Source organism: Tunturibacter gelidoferens, from assembly GCF_040358255.1.
GTDB lineage: Bacteria > Acidobacteriota > Terriglobia > Terriglobales > Acidobacteriaceae > Edaphobacter > Edaphobacter gelidiferens.
In genome coordinates, this window is record NZ_CP132938.1 from 1051119 (window position 1) to 1071113 (window position 19995).

The 19995-nt window shown below is 57.8% G+C and carries 18 protein-coding genes; 11 read left to right on the forward strand and 7 right to left on the reverse strand.

Going from position 1 to position 19995, the window contains the following annotated elements:
• Positions 1–2: 2 nt before the first annotated feature.
• Positions 3–923, forward strand: a complete 921-nt coding sequence (locus RBB81_RS04950) for a hypothetical protein (RefSeq protein ID WP_179580755.1) — start codon at positions 3–5, stop codon at positions 921–923.
• Between the two features lie 28 nt (positions 924–951).
• Here RBB81_RS04950 and hemB read toward each other — a convergent pair whose 3' ends face one another.
• Complete coding sequence (gene hemB / locus RBB81_RS04955; RefSeq protein WP_179580757.1) at positions 952–1941, reverse strand: porphobilinogen synthase; 990 nt, start codon at positions 1939–1941, stop codon at positions 952–954.
• Between the two features lie 22 nt (positions 1942–1963).
• Positions 1964–2500, reverse strand: coding sequence for a zinc ribbon domain-containing protein (locus RBB81_RS04960; protein WP_179580758.1), 537 nt, complete (start codon positions 2498–2500; stop codon positions 1964–1966).
• A 94-nt stretch (positions 2501–2594) separates the two neighbouring features.
• Between RBB81_RS04960 and RBB81_RS04965 the strand changes: the two genes are divergently transcribed.
• Both RBB81_RS04965 and RBB81_RS04970 read left to right on the forward strand, forming a co-directional pair.
• Positions 2595–5078 (forward strand): endonuclease MutS2, encoded by a 2484-nt coding sequence (locus RBB81_RS04965; RefSeq protein WP_353072920.1) that lies wholly within the window; start codon positions 2595–2597, stop codon positions 5076–5078.
• Between the two features lie 63 nt (positions 5079–5141).
• Complete coding sequence (locus RBB81_RS04970; RefSeq protein ID WP_179580760.1) at positions 5142–6092, forward strand: L-lactate dehydrogenase; 951 nt, start codon at positions 5142–5144, stop codon at positions 6090–6092.
• 137 nt (positions 6093–6229) lie between these two features.
• Here RBB81_RS04970 and RBB81_RS04975 read toward each other — a convergent pair whose 3' ends face one another.
• Positions 6230–7768 carry a protein adenylyltransferase SelO gene (locus tag RBB81_RS04975; protein WP_353072921.1) on the reverse strand — a complete coding sequence of 513 codons (1539 nt, stop codon included), beginning with the start codon at positions 7766–7768 and terminating at the stop codon, positions 6230–6232.
• Positions 7769–7989: 221 nt separating this feature from the next.
• Positions 7990–9165: a DNA polymerase III subunit beta gene (dnaN, locus tag RBB81_RS04980; RefSeq protein WP_353073897.1), complete on the reverse strand. Its 1176-nt coding sequence runs from the start codon at positions 9163–9165 to the stop codon at positions 7990–7992.
• 575 nt (positions 9166–9740) lie between these two features.
• On the opposite strand from dnaN, the gene RBB81_RS04985 reads away from it, so the two are divergent.
• Entirely contained in the window at positions 9741–10430 is a 690-nt protein-coding gene (locus RBB81_RS04985) for an NAD(P)-dependent oxidoreductase (protein WP_353072922.1), read from the forward strand.
• Positions 10431–10512: 82 nt separating this feature from the next.
• Positions 10513–11079, forward strand: a complete 567-nt coding sequence (locus tag RBB81_RS04990) for a hypothetical protein (protein ID WP_353072923.1) — start codon at positions 10513–10515, stop codon at positions 11077–11079.
• A 26-nt stretch (positions 11080–11105) separates the two neighbouring features.
• On the opposite strand, the gene RBB81_RS04995 is transcribed toward RBB81_RS04990, so the two are convergent.
• On the reverse strand, positions 11106–12764 hold the full coding sequence (locus RBB81_RS04995) for a tetratricopeptide repeat protein (protein ID WP_353072924.1): 1659 nt from the start codon (positions 12762–12764) through the stop codon (positions 11106–11108).
• Positions 12765–12871: 107 nt separating this feature from the next.
• Here RBB81_RS04995 and RBB81_RS05000 point away from each other — a divergent pair, with 107 nt between their 5' ends.
• Positions 12872–13474, forward strand: coding sequence for a hypothetical protein (locus tag RBB81_RS05000; protein ID WP_183790687.1), 603 nt, complete (start codon positions 12872–12874; stop codon positions 13472–13474).
• A gap of 378 nt (positions 13475–13852) precedes the next feature.
• On the opposite strand, the gene dnaA is transcribed toward RBB81_RS05000, so the two are convergent.
• Positions 13853–15280, reverse strand: coding sequence for a chromosomal replication initiator protein DnaA (gene dnaA / locus RBB81_RS05005; RefSeq protein WP_183790685.1), 1428 nt, complete (start codon positions 15278–15280; stop codon positions 13853–13855).
• A 726-nt stretch (positions 15281–16006) separates the two neighbouring features.
• Complete coding sequence (locus RBB81_RS05010) at positions 16007–16357, reverse strand: nuclear transport factor 2 family protein (protein ID WP_179580774.1); 351 nt, start codon at positions 16355–16357, stop codon at positions 16007–16009.
• A 208-nt stretch (positions 16358–16565) separates the two neighbouring features.
• Here RBB81_RS05010 and rpmH point away from each other — a divergent pair, with 208 nt between their 5' ends.
• From rpmH to yidC, 5 genes are all read left to right on the forward strand, one after another.
• Positions 16566–16721 (forward strand): 50S ribosomal protein L34, encoded by a 156-nt coding sequence (rpmH, locus tag RBB81_RS05015; RefSeq protein WP_123490004.1) that lies wholly within the window; start codon positions 16566–16568, stop codon positions 16719–16721.
• Between the two features lie 364 nt (positions 16722–17085).
• A complete protein-coding gene (locus tag RBB81_RS05020; protein WP_353072925.1) occupies positions 17086–17232 on the forward strand; it encodes a hypothetical protein in 147 nt (48 codons plus the stop codon).
• A gap of 158 nt (positions 17233–17390) precedes the next feature.
• The gene (gene rnpA / locus RBB81_RS05025) at positions 17391–17828 is read left to right on the forward strand and encodes a ribonuclease P protein component (RefSeq protein WP_353072926.1); all 438 of its coding nucleotides are present in this window, start codon (positions 17391–17393) and stop codon (positions 17826–17828) included.
• Between the two features lie 4 nt (positions 17829–17832).
• Positions 17833–18123 (forward strand): membrane protein insertion efficiency factor YidD, encoded by a 291-nt coding sequence (gene yidD, locus RBB81_RS05030; protein ID WP_353072927.1) that lies wholly within the window; start codon positions 17833–17835, stop codon positions 18121–18123.
• 62 nt (positions 18124–18185) lie between these two features.
• Positions 18186–19988: a membrane protein insertase YidC gene (gene yidC / locus RBB81_RS05035; RefSeq protein WP_353072928.1), complete on the forward strand. Its 1803-nt coding sequence runs from the start codon at positions 18186–18188 to the stop codon at positions 19986–19988.
• Positions 19989–19995: the final 7 nt, after the last annotated feature.

The window sequence follows — 19995 nt, forward strand, 5'->3', positions numbered from 1 at the left end:
CTATGAGTGCGCTGGTCGCGGGATTTCTGCTGATCGGCTACCTGCTAGCGCCGGGGGTCATCTACCGGCTCTTCTTCTCTGCTTACATTCCGGCAAGAAGATACCAGCGCACCCGCACCGAAGAGGTCGTCTTCTCGTTGCTCGTTACGATCGTGCCCTTTGTTCTCTCGTGGATCCTGCTAGTGCACACACCGTTGGGCAACCTGCCGAATCTATCGATCGGACCTTCCAAGGCCGAGGCCTATCGCATCGTCTTTCGTTCACTTCTTCCTGGCCCCGAACTTACCCCGCCGAATCCTCTCACCGCGAGAGCCCATCTGGCCGATTCTTATCTGCGTGCGTTTCTTGAGCAGGGCCGCTTCCTCTCTTTGCTGTGGCTCTTTTGCGCGCTGGAGGGATGGGCGTCAGGCCTGATCGTCTCACGCTACGGCGACTACAGCACCAACCAGCGCATGCACCGGCTGTTGAAGCGCTTCTGCGATGACTTTCTTCTCACGTATGTCTCGGAGTGGGAGCTGCTCTTCACCACACGTTCCCTGCCGCGCAATCAGCAGGACTTCGACGTCGAGATCGATGCTCTCGCCGCGGGCATTCTCTATCGTGGAAAACTAGTCGACTGGTTTCTAGATCAGGATGGAAAGCTGGAGGGCATCTTCCTCGAACGTGCCGCACGCTATCAGCAGGCAGAGTTGGAGCGCGATCGAGCGCACGGGGTGCAGAAGACCCGCGAGAGCTATTGGCGCGTGATTCCAGGGGCTAAGCTCTACTTAGTAGCGAGTACCATCGCGAACTACAACATTCGCTACGCTCCACCCATGCAGCAAGACACAACACTGGCCCAGCTACGCGCCCGTTTCGGTGAGGAGGCGATCATCACTCAACTTCCTCCCGACAGCTTCGAAGATCCCATTAACTCGCCTTAGCCACTGCTCAGCCTGACGAAATCGGTCGCTACGCGAGCACCTTCGCTGCATCCTTCGCGAAATACGTCACGATAAAGTCAGCACCAGCCCGCCGAATCGAAAGCAACGACTCCATCATCGTCCGCTCCGGCTCCAGCCATCCGCGCTGAAATGCGGCGTGCAGCATCGAGTACTCACCAGACACCTGGTAGGCGCCCATCGGCAGATCGTATCGTTCCCGCGCCTCGCGAATCACATCGAGATACGGCATCGCGGGCTTCATCAGCAACATATCCGCACCCTCCGCGATATCCTGGTCGATCTCGCGCATAGCCTCTCGCAGATTCGCACCGTCCATCTGGTAACTGCGACGGTCCCCGAACTGCGGAGCAGAATCAGCCGCCTCACGGAACGGCCCATAGAACGCCGAGGCGAACTTCGACGCATAACTCATCACTGGAGTCTGTTCGTGGCCGCCCGCATCGAGAGCATCTCGAATTGCCTCTACGCGACCATCCATCATGTCTGAAGGTGCGACAATATCCGCGCCTGCCTTGGCCAGCGAAGCTGCTGTCTTCGCGATCAGCGCGACACTCGAGTCATTCTGAATCTCGTAGTGATCCCCATCCCGCGCCACGACGCCGCAGTGGCCATGCGAGGTGTACTCACACAAACAAACGTCAGCGATTGTCACCAGGGAATCAAGCGCCCCATTCTTCTTCATCGATCGGAGCGCCTGCTGAACGATGCCGTCTTCAGCCCATGCCCCGGTGGCCTCTTCGTCTTTTTCGGACGGCAGACCGAACAGCAGCAACCCGCCAAGCCCCAGCGAAGCGCAGGCCTGGGCTTCCTTCATCGCTTCATCGATCGACAAGTTGAAGACCCCGGGCATCGAGCTGATCTCTTTGCGTATTCCTTCGCCAGGACAGATAAATAGTGGGTAGATCAGCGCGCCAGGATGCAGATGAGTCTCGCGAACCAGAGACCGCATCGCCTCGGTTCTGCGTAAACGCCGTAGCCGTGTAGCAGGAAAGTTCATGATTCCAGTTTACGTCCGACCTTCAGGTTCGATCCGCGATCGCATCGTACTCCAGACCAGAAGCCCCTGGGGCCAGCACCCACAAGGTATAGATCCCCAGCGCGGTTCCAAATAGCGGCTTCAACAAAGTCAAGATTCCGACGACGATGGCGAACGTCCTCCCCCAGGGCCGCCGCGTCAAAAGGCTATACCCTACCAGGACTGCCAACGCAGCCATAACCACCGTATAAGCTGCGATCAGGGGAAACAACGCTGTCATCCAGGAGTGTTCGAGGCCACTATGGTTGTTGAACGGCCAGTCGAACCCGCCGAAGTTGCGGAACGCAAATGCCCGCAGAAAAAACATTCCCATCAACCCGCCGATAATCCGGTACGCTCCAAAAACACACCAAAGCACTCCAAGCGTCTGCAGATTCCGCTGTACCCGGGGAACCGCTATAGGCATCGGTGGCTGCGGATAAGCAGCATACATCGGTTGAGCAGCAGCGACCTGCGCCCCGCATTTCGCACAAAAATGAACACCATCGACGACGGGAGATCCACATGCCTGACAGACCATCTCACACCTCCAACCTCTCAAGGCGCCGGCCCTGCGCTCTCGTTGCTACGCATAGGTTCGATCAGCAGTTCCCTGCGAGGGTACGATAAAGAGAGTGAATTCACCAGAGCTACTGCCGATCATCCCCTCCCCTCTACGCGAAGCGAGCGCTGCTGCCTTGGAGTGGCCACGCCTCCGCGAGTACATCGCCGGTCGTACCTTCTCCCCCCTTGGTCGCGCTTGGATTCTCGCACTCGAGCCCTGCGCCGACCTCGCCTGGATCGACCAGCAGCAGCAACGCACCGCCGAGCTGCGCGCTATGCTCACTCGTGGCGGCAGCTTCGATTTCCGCGGACTCTTCGATCCCACCACTCTTCTCGACAAAGCCCGTATCGAAGGCGCTGCCCTCGAGTCCACCGAGATTCGTGATCTCCTCGCCGTCGTGGAACGCGTCGCAGCGTGGCGCAACCTCATCGACCCTCCCCCAAATGGGACCCGCTATGAGTGGCCAGGAATCGCCGCATTCTCCGCGCCTTTGCTCGCCTACGACCTCGCGCCACTCCTTCGCGTCCTGCGCGGCAAGATCGAACCCGACGGCAGCCTCAACGACGACGCCTCCCCCGAACTCAATCGCATCCGACGCGCGATGGAGCGCCAGTACCGCGCCATCGAAGCAAGCCTCCGCAGATCCCTGCAAACCCTTAGCGAAGGCGGCAGCACGCAGGAAGATCTCATTACCATCCGCGGCGACCGCTTCGTCATCCCGGTAAAATCCGAATTTAAGCGCAAAGTCCCTGGCGTCGTTCACGGTTCGTCCTCCTCCGGACAGACCGTGTTCGTCGAGCCACTCGAGACCATCGAGCAGAACAACGAGCTTGTCCGGCTCCTTGATGAAGAGCAATCGGAGATACACCGCATTCTCGTCGCGATGACGCACGCTCTCGGTCAAAACTCCGCAGCGATTCATCTCGGCGCGTGCATTCTTGCGGAGGTCGAATCGCACCATGCTCGCGCTCGTTTCGCCGAGACCCTCAACTGCTCCCGCCCAAACTTCACGCAGGAGCTAGCGCTTACGGCCGCTCGCCATCCTTTGCTGGAGCTGCGCATGCGCGCTGACGCCGTGGTCGAAGGCATCGAACCCACCGCGCCAGTTCCGCTCACCATCATTCTTCCTGCCGAAGCCAAACAGCTTATTATTAGCGGCCCCAACACCGGAGGAAAAACCGTCTCTCTCAAGACCCTCGGCCTTCTCGCACTGATGGCCCAGGCAGGCATCCCTGTTCCCGCCGAAGAGGCGAATCTTCCACTTTTCAAAAGCATCTACGCTGACATAGGCGACGCCCAATCCATCGAGCGCAATCTCTCCAGCTTCTCCGCCCACGTCGTCAATCTCGATCGGATCTCGCGGGAAGCGACCTCAGATTCGCTTGTCCTGCTCGACGAACTGGGCTCGGCTACAGATCCCGAAGAAGGTGCCGCGCTCGCAGTCGCCATCGCCACTCACTTTCTCAAGCTCAATGCATGGTGTTGCATCACGACTCACCTCACCTCCCTGAAGGTCTACGCTGCCAATCACCCGGGCGTCCTCAACGCAGCCGTCGGCTTCGATCAGCAGACCCTCACCCCTACCTACGAGTTGCGCCTCGGTGTGCCGGGAGCCTCTGCGGGTCTTAACATCGCAGCACGACTAGGCCTTGCCCCCGAAATCATCACCGCAGCCCGCGCCCAGATGACCACGCAGACCGCTGACATCGGCGCCTTTCTCGACCAACTCCACAACCAGCTCACCGCAGCTGCAGCCGAGCGCGAAACCTTGCAGCTTCGCGAACGCGAGCTGTCCCGCGAAAAGGCTCGGGTCGAAGTCGAAGGCCGGGTTGAACAAAAGACCCGCACTAAAGAGCTCGAAGCCAAACTCAGCTCTCTCCTCGAAGACTTCGCCTACCAACTCCGCGAAACCGTAAAAGCCATTGACGACAAGGCTCTTGCCCAAAAGATCGCTCGCGACTCCGACCGCCGCATGGCCACACTCCGTCGCGAGTTCTCCGAGCAGTTCAACTCCACCGTCGTGGCCCACACAACGCGCGCGGATAAGAACGACCCAGCCGCCCAACCCCACATCCCCAAGGGCATCAAGGTCGGTGATCTCGTAAAACTCAAGTCGCTCGGCCGTCAGGCAAGAGTAGACCGGGTCATCGACACAAAAAACTTCGAAGTGTCGATGGGGCCGATGAAGATGCGTGCCGCCATAGACGACATAGCGGAGGTCGAGTCTGTAAACGTAGTCACGCCGCTCGAAGCCGCGCGAAAACGCGGAGGCATCACCGTTGCCACAGCCAACAACGACACCGACTACATGACCTCCGAGATCAACGTCATCGGCCGCACCGCAGACGAAGCTCAGACAGAGGTGGAACGCTTCCTCGACCGCGCCTTCCTCGCCGGCCTGCCGCGCATTCGTATTGTGCACGGCACCGGCATGGGCATCCTGCGCCGAACCCTGCGTGAATACCTCCGCAATCATCCTCACGTCACGACCGTCACCGAGCCGCCGCAGAATCAAGGCGGACAGGGTGCCACCGAAGTCGAACTGCGCCAATAACCGGCATGCGATAAACTGCGCACAATCGGGCCCGATCACCCACGCTCATTGCAAAGGAAGCCCATGCCCTCTCACCGCACGCGCATCACCGTCATCGGTTGCGGCCACGTAGGAACCAGCTGCGCCTATGCCCTGCTTCAAAACCACCTCGCACGCGAGATCGTCCTAATTGGTGACACCGAAAACCTTGTACACGGGGAAGCTCTCGACCTACAGCAAGCCGTCCCGCTCGGCACCCCCGTGAAGATCTTCGCTGGCACCTACAAGGACGCAGCCGCAAGCGCCATTGCGATCATCACCGTAGGCACGCCAGGAAAGTTCAGCGGTTCACGACTCGACATGCTGGCAGGCAACGCCATTATCGTTCGTAGCTGCATCGCCAAGCTCATGGCAGAGGGATTCGACGGCGTACTTATTATCGCCACGAACCCTCTGGATGTCCTCACTTACATTGCTCAAACAGAATCGGGATTGCCCGTTAGCCAGGTCATAGGCACCGGAACGCTTTTAGACACAGAGCGTCTCCGCCACATTCTCGGTGAGAAGCTTAACGTCGATGCACGCTCAGTCCACGCCGCCGTAATCGGCGAACATGGAGATTCTTCGGTCGCGGTGTGGAGCGCGGCTCAGGTCGCTGGCATCCCCCTCGCTCAATATCCTGGCGTCGACACGCTGCCATCTCAGGAAGAACTTCTGATCAGTGTTCGCCACGCCGGCCCGGAGGTCGCCGCACTCAAAGGCAACACCTGCTTTGCTATCGCCGCCTGTGTCACTCGTATTTGCGAGGCTATCCTCCGAGACGAGCGTTCTGTTCTCATAGTCTCAACTATGATGACCGGCCAGTACGGCCTTAAAGAAGTCTCACTAAGCACGCCTTGCATAGTAGGCAACTGCGGTGTCGAGACTGTCCTCGAATTACGCCTCAATGAAGTCGAACAAAAGTCTCTCGAAGCATCAGCCGCGGTGCTAAAACATGCATACGCACAACTCCAGAAAAACGAATCGCCGCTATGAACTACACCTCTTTGGCATCGATCTGTACCAACGCGGAGGAAAATCGCCGACGCTCTTGAACACGCTGAAAACAAAGGTGGGCACGCCGCGGCGTTCTCCGCCAAGGCCCGTAAGCTGAGGCGATCGCTATCCGTCGCTTATGTTCCGCAGAAGGTCTGACTGACGCGCTCCTCAGGGCGTGCGGGGGTGGCATACTTTTTCAGATCTGGCCTGTTCTCGTATGGCCGTGACACTACGTCCAGCAGTTCCTCAAATGGCTGGAAGTCTTGCCGCTCCACCGCGGCATTCAGCGTTGCCTCCACCAGGTGATTGCGCGGCATAAATGCCGGACTTGCGATTCGCATGGCCGCAGCGCGGGTCGATGCGGGTATAGGCTCCACTTCCATGCGCTGACGCCATCCAGTAGCCCACTTGTCATAGCTTGTTGGTTCATCGAACAACAAGCGCGCTCCTTCCTCGCTTTCCGATCCGTCCACGACATCGCAAAGTCGTCGAAAAGTAAGGGTGAAGTCTGCGCGGTTGGCGGCCATGCGGTCCAGCAGATCCTGTGCCAGCGCCGCATCTCCATCACTCTCTGTAAACAGGCCCAGCTTACGGCGCAGACCAGCGACGCGAGCCGCCTCGTACTGCGTTATGAAGCCGGCAAGCGCTTCCTTAGCCGAAACCAGCGCGTTCGCCTCGCTTCCCGTCTCCTGCTCCAGAATGGGCAGCAAGGTCTCAGCCAGGCGTGTCAGGTTCCAGTGTGCTGCAGGGGGCTGGTTGCCATAGGCATAGCGTCCCTGGTGATCGATCGAGCTGAACACCATGGCCGGATCGTACGCCTCCATAAAAGCGCAGGGTCCGTAGTCGATGGTTTCACCCGAGATAGAAGTGTTATCGGTGTTCATAACGCCATGGATAAAACCGAGGAGCATCCATTGTGCGACCAGTTGTGCTTGTCGACTAACCACTCCATTCAGCAACGCCCGGTAAGGCTGTTTCGTCTCTGCAGCCTCAGGATAGTGTCGCGCGATCGCATAATCCGCCAGAATTCGTGTCCCTTCCGTATCACCCCGTGCAGCGAAGTACTGGAAGGTGCCCACACGAAGGTGGCTCGCCGCCACTCGCGTCAGCACGGCTCCAGGCATGACCTCTTCGCGCATCACCTGTTCGCCCGTCGTCACCGCAGCAAGTGCCCGGGTGGTCGGCACGTTCAGCGCCGCCATGGCCTCGCTCAGAATGAACTCACGCAAGACCGGACCCAGAGCGGCTCTGCCGTCGCCGCGCCGGGAGTAGGGTGTAGGCCCCGAGCCCTTGAGTTGGATGTCGTAGCGTATGCCGTCACGCCCCACCACTTCTCCCAGCAGATTGGCGCGGCCGTCACCCAGCTGAGGCACAAAATGTCCGAACTGATGTCCGGCATAGACTATCGCCAGAGGTTCAGATCCTTCAGCCACGCGGTTGCCAGCAAATATCTCGACACCTTCAGGGCTTATCAGAGCGTCAGGATCCAGCCCAAGCTTCACGGCCAACTCCACATTTATCTTGACCAGGCGCGGAGCACGAACAGGGGTAGGATCCAATCGCGAGTAGAAGCCTTTAGGCAACCGAGCGTAGGTGTTTTCAAAGTTGAAGCGAAAGGGTTGGCGGTCGGAACCGCCTTTTACGGGCGGTTCGGCCGCATCGGTTGAACTCATAACCCATTTTACGTTGGCTGTCGCTTGTTGTTTCCCTTCAAAAAGGTTTCTCGGTCAAGCCCCCCATGCTGACTAAGACGTTGCATAGCTTCCGCCGAGTCGCTTTCGAATGAGATGTGGTGGCAGGTCCAAGCTATTTGAAACAGCATGAAAATAACCCATAAACTGGCCAAATGGCCAGTTTATGGGTTATTTTTTACAATCTTCAAACTCGCTCAAAGTCAGATTCTCATGGGCATTAGGATGTATCTGTATTTCACATCCTCATTCGCATCTTCGGGCCGCATCTGCCCCGCGCTCTGTGCATCCTTGAACTCCAGACGTACCTCGCCCGTGTTGCCAATAGCCTTCAAAAAATCGATAAGATACTGGCTGTTAAACCCCACCACCAGCGGATCGTAGTTATAGGGCGTCTCAATCGTATCTTCCGACTCACCCGCATCTGTGCTCGACGACGAAAGCTTCAGCTCATTCTGCTCCAGCCGAATCTTGATGGCGCCGCTTCGCTCATCCGCAAACTGCGCCACACGCTGAATAGAACCCATCAGATCTTCACACCGGACGATCACAAACTTGTTGTTATCGCGCGGCAGCACCGCCTCATAGTTCGGAAACTGCCCGGTCAGCTTGCGGCTGGTCAGCACACGCCCACCAACCCGGAAGAACAGGGTCTGATCGTCATCGCCAAACTCTAGCGTCTCAGCTTCGGTCGAGCCTAGCAGAGAGGAGAGTTCACTCAGCGCCTTGCGCGGAATCAGCGTCTTCTTCTCGCCCGACACGCCATCCAACGTCTCCCCCAGCTTCTCGATATGCGCCAGCCGATGCCCGTCGGTCGCAACCATGGCCATGCTCTCTGCCTTCAGAACCAGCAGCGCCCCATTCAAAGTGTAGCGAGACTCTTCGTTTGAGATCGCGAAGATAGTCTTCGAAACCATGTTCTTCAGCGAAGGAACCGAGATCTTCACCGCGCCGCTAGCCGGAAACTCCGGCACCTGCGGAAAGTTCGCCCGCGCCATCCCGACCATCTTCGTATTCGACCGGCCCGCCCGGATCTGCACCCAGTGATTGTCCATCAGCTTGATCGAGATCTCGCCCTCAGGCAGCAGCTTGATGTAGTCGTACAGCTTCCGCGCCGGAATTGTGCAAGCCCCCGCCTTCTTCACCTTGGCCGCGCAGCTTGTCCGCAGACTTTGATCGAGATCCGTCGCGGTAATGGTCAACCGGTCGCCGCCCTCGCTCTGCGTCGCCTCGAACAGAAAGTTCGACAGGATCGGAATCGTCGTCTTCCGCTCGACCACGCTCTGTGCAGCGGTCAACTCTCGCAGCAACTCCGCACGGGAAACTGTGATCTCGAGGTTGCCGGTTGGGGCTGCGCTCGTCTCGGTCGGCAAAGTCATCTCGGGCTCCTGGGTCGCACTGGTCACAGTTTTGTCTCCATCTTCGTAGTTGGTGCTGGCCAAACTGTACACCGAATCGAACTCGCGATGCATCTCGGCCGCTCAACGTCTGCTTGATTCTAGGGGTGAAACGCCCTCCAGCGCGACAGATTTCTTTGTGGAAACCACGGTCGTTGTGTGCGATGCCGAAACCAGCCAAAACTTTCCATCAACGGCGATTACTGCTTCTAAGAAACAAAAGAAAAAGAGACAAATACTAGTAGCAGTAACCGTTCTCGCTTGAAAAGTGGATATCTATCCCATCGATCTCATAAATAGGTGTTTATGCCAGCGTCCTGTTTTAGAAAACCGGCCAGCCTAAAGCGTAAGTTAAGGAAGACTAGCTCCGCTCGTATGATCAACCGCCCTCTTATCCCACTTCCTCACAGCCACACCTTTAAACTTGCGAGAAGACTCATCCTCAACCGTGGGAATATTCACCAAATAAAACAGAATCATGCATTTACCCCAACCACTTTTTTCACACCTGCGTCTCATGCCAGAGGATAATCAGTCCCGAACCCAAAGGAGCCAGCATGAAGATCGCTCTCTTCGGAGCCAGTGGTGCCACCGGAAAACTCCTCACACAGCGCTGCATCCTCGCCGGCTACGAGGTCACAGCGCTGTTCCGGTCCACCCCGCCTCCCCATTTCCTCTTCACACGTCCTGCGTCTCCAGGCGCTCGGGAGCCCCTGAACTTCAAGATCGTCCGAGGCAGCGCCTTCGACCCTGCGCCCGTGCGTCAAACCATCGCGGGCGCCGACATAGTCCTGTCAGCGCTTGGCGCAAACTCCCTCAAGAAGGAAGACGTCCTCGAGCGCGCCATCCCGCAGATCATCGCCGCGATGCAGGACACCGAAACTCAGGCCAAGCCTGTCCGCCGCATCATCGTTCTTGGGTCCGCCGGCGCGCTCTCCACCTCGCTCGACAAGCAGCCCGCCTGGCGTCGCTGGATCGTCCAGAACATCGTCTACAACACCCTCCTCAAGTGGCCCGTGGCGTCGCAGATCTCACAATGGAACAATCTCTCCCACAGCAGCCTCGACTGGACCATGGTGATGCCTCCCATGCTCACCAACACGCCCGGCCGCGGCGCCTATCGCATAGACGGCGACGCCTTGCCCCCAAACGGCAGCCGCATCTCTCGGGAGGACGTAGCCGACTTCATGATGCAGCAGATCGGTAGCCCTCAATGGATTCGCAAAGGCGTCTACATCACCTGGTGAAAGAAAAGAGGGGAACTTCCCAGCGGTGTTCCCGTACCTCACTCACCCCCGCATCGCAGATCGCAACAGAAAGAAAACCTCAATGATCCTAAAGCTCCCGACGAAACTCGCTGCGTCGCTCCTCGCCATCGCTCTCTTCTGTCTTCCCACCCCGGCTCCTACTCAGACGCCAGCAAAAGATCTAAACGCCAACTTCTTAGGCAAGTGGACAGGCCAGTTGGAGTATCGCGACTTCCAGAGCAACGCCCAGGTCTTCCTCCCAACCTGGTTGACCATCACCGAAACCGCCGACCAAAGGGCCCTTCAGTTCAACTACATCTACGACGACGGTCCATCGAAGACCGTTCGCGAATTCACAACCGTCACCCTGGACCCAATCGCTGCAAAGATCACCTTCACCTCCGATCGCGATAAATCCACTGACATCTACACTCTTCAGGGGCTCGAGGACTTCTCCAAGCTTGGCCGTGGCACCCTCATCCTCACCGGTCATGGCAAAGAGAACGACAGGCCTGTAGACGTCCGAATCACACTCACCCTGCGCCGCAACCTCTACACCTATCGCAAGGAGACCCGCCGCCCCGGCGAAGACTTCAAATTCCGCGACGCTTACACCTTCACCCGCGCCGAGCCGCCCTCGACGCCCTGAGTGTCGCGACTCTCAAGGGTGCACTACTAGTTGTTCATCGCAGTCTCGGCTGCCCCAGCCATCTTTACCGCATGCGCCACATCCGTCCTCTGGCTGGTCTTGCCAAAGTCCGTCTGCCGAGCCGCCGCCGTGTAGAACGCACGCGCCTCCTCCGGCTTCTTGTCCTTCTCCGCAGCCATCCCAGCGCTCAGCAGCCCGTTCAGCCGGTTCAGGCTAAGCTTCAGGGCCATCTTGTACTCCACCAGCGCCTCACCCGGTCTCTTTTCCATCATCAGAAGATCACCCAGCATCTCCCGCGCTGGAATATCCACCTCGCCCTGCCCCAGCTTGTCCTGCTGGTCGGCGGCCTTGCGCATTGCCGTTGCAGCCTCCTCCGGCTTGTTCTCTGCGAACGCCTGCCAACCCACCATCTCATTCCTCTCCACCTCCATCGAGCTGATGCGCGACGCATAAGGAGATTTCTTCAGCGCCTCAACTGCCTTATCGAACTCCGTCAGCGCCGAAGCGGCGAGTTTTGCATTCTTCAGGTGTCCCGCCGCTACGCCTTGGCCCCAGTACGTATCGAACTTCAGATACTCCTTCGAACCCGGTGCCGGGGCCTCGGCAGCCAGAGTCTTCCAGTCATGCATCTCAATGCCGTATACTGCTCGCACCTCGTTGTCCAGGCGATTCCCGCCATGCTTCATGTCGTCCATGCCCGGCATGGCCTCCATCCGGTTGCCGACCGACCGCATGTCGTAGGTCAGCTCCTTAGCTTTCTGATCCTGCCCCACCTGCAAATACGCATAGATCAGGAACTCCTTCGCATGCATCTGATGCGCGGCCCCCGGTTGGCCCGCGGCCTCTGCCTTCTCCGACTCCTTCACCGAAGCCACGTTCGAATTGATATCTTCCTGCCACATTCCCAGCCGCGCAAAGATGTGACCCGGCATATGCAGCGCATGGGCCGACGCAGGCGCAATCTTCGCGTACTCTCGCGCCGCCTGCAGACCCTCCGGTGCCAGCGCCGGAGTATCGCAAGTATGAATGATGTAGTGCGCGAGCCCTGGATGGTCTGGATGCGCCTCGAATAAAGGGATCAGAATCGCCAGCGCTTCATGCTCATGACTCAACGAGGTATCTATCGGTGACTCCGCGGCGAGGATCGCCAATGCGTCGAACGCCGCCCCTTCCACATCGTCGGGATAAGCTGCGTGGAGCGCATTCATCTTCGTTTCATATGCATCTGCCCTCTGTTGAAACGTCGCATCTTTAGGATCGAAGAACGCGCTCAAAGCCCCGATATAGGCCTGCTCGCGCGTCGTCACCACTGCAGGAGGCGCAGCCAGCCTCCGAGCCTCGGCCATCTCCTCCTCGCCGGTCTTCAGCGCTGCGGACTCTGGCTCTCCCCAAAGCTCCTGGTACTTCGTCATTGCCACACCCCAGTGCGCCATCGCGCATCCCGGGTCATCCTTCGCGATCGCACGAAACTGCATCTCGGCCTGGGTGTATCCAAACGAGTGCAGCAAAGCCACACCATGCTCCATCGGCCCCTGCGACCGCGCCGCACACGACGTCGGAAACGAAACCCGTCCCAGCGTCCGATCCGCATCATCGTGATGATGGTGGTGCTCCGCCGGCATTGATTGGGCATACGCGCACATCGCCGCGCACAAAGCTCCAAGGAAAAGAAAGGTCTTTCGCATGCTCCCAAGGCTATGCCTTGATCCTCCAACTCCGCAACAGCTTCATTCGTGATTAACCAGAATCTCTCTGACCTTAGTAAAGTAGGTCTGTTACTCAAGGAGCTTCCGTGAAGCCAGCGAACCGAATCGTCGCTACCCTGCTGTCCTTATCTCTCGCAACTCTCGCGCATGCGCAGACCTCTGCGGCCCCGGCGCAGCCATCAACTCCTCCTACGTTGATCGGTTCCATCGCAACGAGAACCGACTGGCCGCAGGCCAAACCCGACGACGTGAAATCACCCGAAGCGATTCTCAATGCTGTCTACAGCGTGATCTCTGGCCCCAAGGGCCAGGCGCGTGACTGGGACCGTATGCGCTCGCTCTTTATTCCTGATGCGCGCCTTATTCCTGCAACGACGTCAGCTGCTAGTGGGCGTAGTGACGCGGTTGTTCTTACGATTGACGGCTATATCTCTCGCAGTCAGGGGCGGATGACTACTAATGGATTCTTTGAGCGCTCTATTCACAATGAGATCGAGCAGTTCGGCAATATCGTTCAGGTTTGGAGTACTTACGAGTCTCGCCATAACGCTGATGATCCCACTCCTTTTATTCGGGGGATCAATAGCTTTCAGTTGTTGAAGGACGGGGATCGCTACTGGGTGGTCAACATCTTCTGGGATTCCGAGTCCCCGACCAATCCGATTCCAGAAAAATATCTTCGGAAGTAGATTTTTTTCCGGCGCTGGTGGAAAGGCATTTTAATTGGGATTTTTGAGGAAAATGGTGTTTTTGTCGTGGTGTTTTGGTGGTGAGAACGTGGTGGTTTGCGTGGTGGACGTGGTGGGCTAGCAGCGTGTTTTTTGGCTGCTAAAAGTACGCCACGTTTTTGAACTATTTTTTGGGGGACTGTCCTGCCGGACGAGCCCACTGCGCGTGGGGCGGTCACTTCGTGACTTGTATACCGCTTCGCTTGGTCCTCCCGTTGGTCGGGGGAAGATCGTGCCGACCAACGGGAGGACCGATGCCGCCGATCCTGCCTAGACCGGTATACGCGTCACGAAGTGACCGCGCTCCGCGTAGGAGGCCCGTCCGGCAGGACGCAGGGGTTAGCTCAATGTCTCCATCAGCTTGTTGATGGTGCGGTTCAGGTCCTTGTCAGCCCGGCGCTGTTCGTCGATCTTCGAGATCGAATGCATCACGGTCGTGTGGTGCTTACCGCCAAACTGCCGCCCGATCTCGGGCAGGGAAGCCTCCGTCAACTGCTTGGCCAGGAACATCGCAATCTGCCGCGGCACCACGATCTGTCGGGAGTTGTTTTTCTGCTTCAACTCCGCGACCCGCATGCCGAACTGCTCAGCTACAGTGCGCTGAATCGTCTCAATCGTAATCTTGCGGACCTGCGTATCGATGAACTGCTTCAGGCACTGCTGCGTTACGGCAAGCGTGATCTCGACGCCATGCATGCTGCACCAGGCGATCAGCCGCACCAGCGCGCCCTCGAGCTCGCGCACGTTCGTCCGCACGTTCGAGGCGATAAACATCGCGACATCCGTGGGAAGCTGCGTCTGTTCGCTCTCTGCCTTCTTCTGCAAAATCGCAACCTTGGTCTCGAGATCCGGCGGCTGAATGTCGGCGATCAGGCCCCACTCAAAACGTGACCGCAGGCGATCTTCAAAGTCGGCGAGTTCTTTCGGAGGCCGGTCGCTGGCAATGACAATCTGCTTCATGCTCTCGTGCAGCGTGTTGAAGGTATGGAAGAACTCCTCCTGGGTGCGCTCCTTGCCGGCGAGAAACTGAATGTCGTCGATCAACAACACGTCGACGTTGCGGAACTTGTCGCGGAAGCCGGTCATCTTGTCGTAGCGGACCGAGTTGATCATCTCGTTGGTGAACTTTTCGCCGCTGACGTAGCTGATGGAGGCGTGCGGCTGCCTGCGTTTTACGTCGTGGCCGATCGCGTGCATCAGATGGGTCTTGCCCATACCGACGCCGCCGTAGAGGAAGAGCGGGTTGTAGGCCTTCGAAGGCCGTTCTGCCACGGCCTGTGCCGCTGCCGATGCAAACTGATTGCCGCTTCCGATGACGAAGGCGTCGAACTGGTAACGCGGGTTGAGCTGCGAGGCTGCGCTCCAGTCAAATCGCGCCTGCTCGGGCGTCGGCCCCGATACTGAGTTCGTCGATCCGCCGAGGCGCTGCTTGGGTGCGTTTTGGCTGTGGCTCGGCAGAGGCGCAAAACCGCCGTCTTCCCGGACCTTGGGCGCGCGCGGGTCCTGCTCGGGTGTGGTGAACGCGACCGACTCGACGTCCAGTCCGAGGTTGTCAATAGCTTCCTGGATGAGGTCGGCGTAGCGATCGCCGATGTGCTGAAAGTCCGTGGAGGGAATTCGCACGAAGAGCTTTTTGCCCTCAAGATGTGAGAACCGTGTCGGCTTGAGCCAAGTCTCGTAAGACTGGCGGTTGATCTTCTTCTCAAGCGCAGCCAGAATACGAACCCAATAATTCAATACGGCGGTAGCCGTCGGAACGAATGACATTCTTTAGTTTCCTTGTCTTGTTTCCTGTTCCAAACCAGACGTGGCACTTCTTTCAGTCGTGCGGTTCACACGATAAGCAGCAAATAGAGGTCCATCCCTGCCCCTGAGGACAGGTGAAGACGGCCCCTGTGTTGCCAGAATTCTCTCCGCTGAGCACCCGTTGCAACACTGGCCGCGGAGAGGAGTAGTTCAACGTAAAGCAGAGTGCGGGACGGCTGGGCTTGCAGAAAAACGTGTTGCGAATCGGGTTCGATAGTAGCACGGAAAAGATGGCGTTTTTCAGACCTTCGCATCAAAAAAAGGAAGTTGCACCATTACCAGTGAAGAACTGAAATCAAGCGTCTGTAGCAGGGAGAAAATACGTTGCGACCCAGATGTTTCTTCTCTACTAATGCGAAGTTTCTTGTGTTAAGAGATTCGCGATCCGGTCTCTTTGTGTGGTGGGTTGATATCACTATCAGGATATCCGGTGTGTCTGTTTTGCGGTGCATGTGCGCGCCTTTGGTGGCAGTGATTTTCTTTTACAGGATAGTTTGTTGAGTCGTCTCATTTCGAAACTTTCGTCTCCCCATCGCATTCCATCGTCGCTGCGAAGGAGTTCGATGGCTGATCCGATCAAGAGTCTTCGCTGAAAATAAGTTCGTCACTGGCACAAAGGACCCTTTATGGAACGCTCGGCGCGTTTCCAGATTTCAATGACTGGGCTTTGACAGCAGAGTCCGCCGACTAGGTTTGTCCCTCAGGCGGTTGCTCCGGGTAATAGAACGCATGTATCGCTTTAATCTGTCCATCTACGATGTGAATTCGGTCAAAAACGTGATCCACTCCATTAACAGTCTCCATGTCGAAGACGGTTGCAACATAATCTCCCTCGACAATGTGCTGCTTTAGCTGAATACCCCTGACCACGGGGAGAATTTGCGTAAGGAATCCGAGTATGGTTGCACGACCCGTCAATTTTGGCATGCGCGGCCCTTCAAATGTTACGTCTTCGGCAAAGGACACTTTGGACAAGTCCTTTGTTGCAAAGCAATCCAAATAGGCTTCGACCACAGCGACTTTCTGTTCTCGTGACATGACTGCTCCTCGCTCGCATATGATCTCAGACGCGCCACTGAGAGCCAATGAGCTTGGTTTTCGGGCAACTGACCTTATCTGAAGCGTGTGGCCAAAAGGACGCAGCATTACGGCTGTGAAAATCCCGTCCGATCGGGTATACTCAGAGATTGTTGCAACAGCCTAAAAGTTTGAGCAGGTGTTCTACCCTGCGCAGGAGTTTTTTGTCATGCCGAAGCGTACTTTTCAACCCAACCGTCGCCACCGCGCCAAGACCCACGGCTTTCTTTCCCGCATGAAGACCAAGGCGGGTGCCGCTGTCCTCAGCCGCCGCCGTGCCAAGGGGCGTCACAAGATCGCCGTCAGCGCCGGTTTCCGCGACTAGTCTTTTTGCTTAGAGCCAGTTAGCCGATCAGCGTCTTGATGGGCGCTTGATATACAGGTTCCTCAGGAACTCGTAAGCAATAGAAAATCTGAAAGAAGTATATGTGGTTTGCAAAGACCATCGGGGAGAGCTATCGCTCTCGTTCGATGGTGTTTGCCTTTTGATAGCCACCGCTCTGGGTTTCGAGGTCCATCATTCAGATTCGAAATGAGTTCCGTCTGCGGCGGGATTGCATCGGCTAAACCAACATCTACCAGCATGTAAGGCATCTGTTTTGGGGCAACCATCCGGCCGCGGCAGGTCTCTTAATGGTTGTCGGCAACGTTGAGATAGTGGTCGACGGCCGACAAAGGAGAGAATTGTCATGGCACAGAACATGAATCAGCCAAACCAGGGAAATCAAGGGAACAACCCGTCGCAGGGCAGCAACCAGGGCAACACGACGACGAAGAAACCGGGTCAAGAGACAAACGTGAAGAGTGGAGACAGCAGCTCCACCCCTAAGAAATAGGTAGCGGTTGTTTTTGCAGGAACGCAGAGGGTGATCGTCCCTCGAGAAGCTCGCCGGGCCGGCGGGCTTCTTTGCGTGAAGAGGGTGAGGCGGCTGAGGGCGCTGGAAAGAAGGGAAGCTTGTAGGATGGAGACAGCGAGCCGTCTGCTTGTACGCCAATGACCGCGAATCCAAATTCGATCTTTCGCCTGCGGAAACACGCCGACTACCAGCGCGTGTATAAGGCCAGCCGCAAACAGTTCGCGAAACAGATGAGCTACTTCTTTACGCTTCGCCCTCAGCTTGGGGCCGATGGAACTCCATTGCGGGATGCGGATGCGTCGAGTCCGCGTGTGGGGCTGACGGTGGGGAAGGTGATGGGAAAGGCGGTGGACCGCAACCGCATCAAGCGCCGGATGCGCGAAGCCGTTCGCAAGAATCTTGCAACACTGAACACACCGGTCGATGTGGTTCTGCACCCGCGCCGCAGCGTCATCGATCTCGACTATCCGACCCTGGAGCGCGAGGTGGCAAGCGTCTTTCGCGCTATTCAGAGGGCGGCTGAACGGCAGCCCAGAGAGGGCGCGGTCCAGCCGATGTCTTCCAGGTCGCGGTGAACCGATGATGGACCCTCAGCCCAGTCTCGGCGTCCGCGTGGCCTACGGCCTTTACAAAACGATCGTTTCGCCGGTGCTGCATGCCTTCAGTCCGAGTCAATGCCTCTACCTTCCGACGTGTTCGGAGTATGCCTATGTTGCGCTGGTTCGCTTCGGTGTCGTGAAGGGGTCGTGGCTGGCGCTTCGGCGCGTCGGCAGGTGCCACCCCTTCGCTAAGGGCGGGCTGGACCCGGTGCCTCTGCGAAGCTCGAAGGCTACCGTGGCCGCACCTATTTCCACAGACCATTTATCATAAAGGTAGCGTCTCCAAAGTCTGCGGAGGCGGCCTTACGTTTAGCAAAGAATAGGAAGTCTCTTTTGGCAGAGTTCAAAAACCCCAATCAACAGGGCGGCGGCGACAATAAATCGCTCCTCGTCATGATGCTCGTCCTGGTCACCGTCTTCTTTGGCCTGCAGTACTTCCGCGCGAAGAATAATCCGCAGACGGCCTCCCCTAACGTTAGCCAGAGCACAGCAGCTGTGGGTGGAACGCAAGCCCCCGCGCAGCCTCCGGCTTCCCCGGCAGTGACAAATTCAACCGCAGCTGCTCCTGCGGCCTCCGGGGTTCCGACGGTGCAGGCCCCTGCTGAAGCGACCACCACGGTCGAAAATGAGCTCTACCGCATCACCTTCACCAACCGCGGCGGTCAGGTGTCGAGCTGGATTCTGAAGAAGTATAAGGACTCGGACGGCAAGCCGCTGAACCTGGTGCACACGCAGGCTGCGCAGCAGTTTGGATATCCGCTGTCGCTGTATACCTATGATGCTGCGTTGACGGCGAGCTTGAGTAAGGCACTGTATGTGCCGTCGGCTAGCGGGGCGCTGGCAGCTCCTGCGAGTTTGACATTCAACTACTCGGACGGGGCGACGACGGTTCGCAAGACGTTCTCGTTTGACGAGACCTATGTTCTGCACGCCGATGTTGAGGTGACGCGCAACGGCGCACCGGTTCGCGCGCTGATCAACTGGCCGGGTGGGTTTGGCGACCAGGACAATGCATCCGCCTACGCGGGGGCGCAACTTGACTACGCACAGAACGCGAAGGAGCAGCACCTGGCCGCGAAGAAGGTCTCGGGCGGCGAGACGCTCAATGGACCGTTCGACTGGGCCGGTACCAGCGATACCTACTTTGCAGCGATCTTCCTGCCGGATTCGCCAGACACCGCGACTGTGGCGATGTTGCATAACCAACTGGACGTAGCCAAGACAATTCGGCGGACGGGGCTCGGATCCGGCGCGCCGGCCAAGGGAGCGATTGAGGTGCCGGTTCTCGGTGCTGCGCTCGGTGACACGAGTGGCCGCACTCAGACCCGCGTGTATGTTGGCCCTAAGGCAGTGAACGTTTTGCGCGGCATTCACGCGACCGGCAATACAATTTCGCTCGAGCCGCTGTTGGACTTCGGCTTCTTCGGGCCCATCGGCAAGTATCTCTTCCTCTCGCTGCAGTTCATCCACGCCCACATTACGTCGAACTGGGGCTGGTCGATCGTGCTGTTGACGGTGTTGATCAACCTGCTGATTCTGCCGCTGCGCGTGAAGACGATGCAGAGCGGTCTGAAGATGCAGCGCATTCAGCCGCAGATGGACGCGATCAAGGAGCGCTACAAGAAGTACAAGGCGACTGATCCGAAGCGCAACGAGATGAACGTCGAGATCATGAAGCTGCAGAAGGATAACGGCGTGAACATGTTCGGGGGTTGTATTCCGACGTTGATCCAGATGCCGCTGCTGTTCGCCTTCTTCAGCATGCTGCCCAAGGTGGTGGAACTACGCCAGGCGCACTGGTTCTGGCTTCCGGATCTCTCAAGCGCAGACCCATACCACATCCTGCCGATCGTGATGATCGTGAGTCAGTTCCTGGTGCAGTTCTATACGCCCTCACCCGGCGTCGATCCGCAGCAGCAGAAGATGATGGCGTTCATGATGCCGGCGGTGTCGGGTTACATGACCTGGAATTACGCGTCGGGTCTGGCTCTCTACTGGACGATCGGCAACCTGATCAGCATTGCGCAGCAATCTGTGATGAACCGCACCAGCCTTGGCCGTGAGATGCGTGAGATCGCCGCCAAACGAGCCCGCCGCAAGGCAGGAACGCCGACGACCATTTCGGGAAAACGATGAGGTTTGG

Bases quoted from the DNA above. Each gene is read 5' to 3' on its own strand.
- RBB81_RS04975 (WP_353072921.1), bottom strand. From the start codon at position 7,768: ATGAGTTCAACCGATGCGGCCGAACCGCCCGTAAAAGGCGGTTCCGAC.
- rnpA (WP_353072926.1), top strand. From the start codon at position 17,391: ATGACCGCGAATCCAAATTCGATCTTTCGCCTGCGGAAACACGCCGAC.
- RBB81_RS04995 (WP_353072924.1), bottom strand. From the start codon at position 12,764: ATGCGAAAGACCTTTCTTTTCCTTGGAGCTTTGTGCGCGGCGATGTGC.
- RBB81_RS05010 (WP_179580774.1), bottom strand. From the start codon at position 16,357: ATGTCACGAGAACAGAAAGTCGCTGTGGTCGAAGCCTATTTGGATTGC.
- dnaA (WP_183790685.1), bottom strand. From the start codon at position 15,280: ATGTCATTCGTTCCGACGGCTACCGCCGTATTGAATTATTGGGTTCGT.
- RBB81_RS04960 (WP_179580758.1), bottom strand. From the start codon at position 2,500: ATGGTCTGTCAGGCATGTGGATCTCCCGTCGTCGATGGTGTTCATTTT.
- yidD (WP_353072927.1), top strand. From the start codon at position 17,833: ATGATGGACCCTCAGCCCAGTCTCGGCGTCCGCGTGGCCTACGGCCTT.
- rpmH (WP_123490004.1), top strand. From the start codon at position 16,566: ATGCCGAAGCGTACTTTTCAACCCAACCGTCGCCACCGCGCCAAGACC.
- RBB81_RS05020 (WP_353072925.1), top strand. From the start codon at position 17,086: ATGGCACAGAACATGAATCAGCCAAACCAGGGAAATCAAGGGAACAAC.
- RBB81_RS04985 (WP_353072922.1), top strand. From the start codon at position 9,741: ATGAAGATCGCTCTCTTCGGAGCCAGTGGTGCCACCGGAAAACTCCTC.
- hemB (WP_179580757.1), bottom strand. From the start codon at position 1,941: ATGAACTTTCCTGCTACACGGCTACGGCGTTTACGCAGAACCGAGGCG.
- RBB81_RS04970 (WP_179580760.1), top strand. From the start codon at position 5,142: ATGCCCTCTCACCGCACGCGCATCACCGTCATCGGTTGCGGCCACGTA.
- RBB81_RS04950 (WP_179580755.1), top strand. From the start codon at position 3: ATGAGTGCGCTGGTCGCGGGATTTCTGCTGATCGGCTACCTGCTAGCG.
- RBB81_RS04990 (WP_353072923.1), top strand. From the start codon at position 10,513: ATGATCCTAAAGCTCCCGACGAAACTCGCTGCGTCGCTCCTCGCCATC.
- dnaN (WP_353073897.1), bottom strand. From the start codon at position 9,165: ATGACTTTGCCGACCGAGACGAGCGCAGCCCCAACCGGCAACCTCGAG.